This is a genomic window from Bradyrhizobium sp. 157 (genome assembly GCF_023073815.1).
GTDB lineage: Bacteria > Pseudomonadota > Alphaproteobacteria > Rhizobiales > Xanthobacteraceae > Bradyrhizobium.
In genome coordinates this window covers 1-1374 of record NZ_JADPKF010000001.1, presented here as the reverse complement: position 1 = coordinate 1374, position 1374 = coordinate 1, and the positions used below count along the sequence as shown (strand labels likewise).

At 60.7% G+C, this 1374-nt stretch carries 1 protein-coding gene; it reads left to right on the top strand.

Annotated elements, in window-relative coordinates; all coding sequences use genetic code 11:
- Nucleotides 1–77: 77 nt before the first annotated feature.
- Nucleotides 78–1112 carry an IS110 family transposase gene (locus IVA95_RS00005; protein WP_247508628.1) on the top strand — a complete coding sequence of 345 codons (1035 nt, stop codon included), beginning with the start codon at nt 78–80 and terminating at the stop codon, nt 1110–1112.
- Nucleotides 1113–1374: the final 262 nt, after the last annotated feature.

The window sequence follows — 1374 nt, the reverse complement described above, 5'->3', positions numbered from 1 at the left end:
ATGATGGGGTGGACGCCCCGCCGACGGCATCGATGTGCCAAAGTGGAGGTGTTGAGCACCACTTAAGGGAGGCGTCCGTGTCAGAGATTATCACAGTCGGTCTCGATATCGCCAAGCATGTTTTCCACGCTCATGGAGCGGACGAGCGGGGGCGAGCGATATTCAGCAAGCGGATCAGCCGTAGGAAGCTGCTGGATTTCTTCGCAGCCAAGCCGAGCTGCACGGTAGCGCTGGAGGCCTGTGGTGGAGCACATCACTGGGCCCGTCAGCTCACCCAGCTTGGCCATGAAGTTCGGCTGATCCCGCCCGCCTATGTAAAACCGTTCGTGAAGCGGCAGAAGAACGACGCGATCGATGCCGAGGCGATTTGCGAAGCAGCGCAGCGGCCGAGCATGCGGTTCGTGGCCGTGAAGAGCGAACAGCAACAGGCGGCGGGTCTGGTGTTTCGGACCCGTGACCTGTTAGTGCGGCAGCGAACGCAGCTCATCAACGCGATCCGGGGACATCTCACTGAATATGGTTGGATCGCACCCAAGGGGCCCTCGCATGTGGCAAGGCTTGCCGACCTGATCGAAGAGGAAGAAATGGCCAGCTCGCTTCCCGAGGCGGCCCTCGCCATGTTCCGATTGATGTTGGACCTGCTCGCCGGCCTCAACGGCAAGATCGCGGATCTCGACGAAGAGATTGCACGACGCGCTCGCGAGGATGAAGTATCGCGCCGGCTAATGACCATTCCTGGCATCGGCCCGATCTCTGCCACAGCGATTGCCGCCCTAGCACCACCGGCCGAGACTTTCGCCAAAGGCCGTGACTTCGCAGCTTGGCTCGGTCTGACGCCTCTTCAAAGATCAACGGGCGGCAAGCAGAAACTTGGCGCGACATCCAAGATGGGCGAACGCACGCTTAGGCGCCTCCTCATCATCGGCAGCAGCGCCGTCGTTCAACAGGCGAGCAAACGCGGCGCGCCAAAGGGTTCGTGGCTCGAACAGATGCTGACTCGCAAGCCGCCCATGCTGGTAACCATCGCGCTTGCAAACAAGATGGCGCGGATTGTCTGGGCGCTACTCGTAAAGCAGGAAAACTACCGAGCTCCGGTCACAGCCAGAGCGTAGCCTGGCGGACCTGAGGTCGTCGGAGATGTGGTCGGTCGAAGGAGGGTATGGCGCAACAGTCGGCGAGACGAGGCCGGAAGAACCAGGTGTACTCATCGTGCCTACAGAGCACGCCTTTATGATTTGGTTCCGGTCTGCGAACTCCCATACGGGCCCGCAGCTCTATCGCTGCATCAGAGGCCGGACAGATGGCAGCATCCGACTACGCGCCAATGCGCTTCAAAAATCGCTTGCATCTCGCGGGGCGTCCACAGATGAGTAC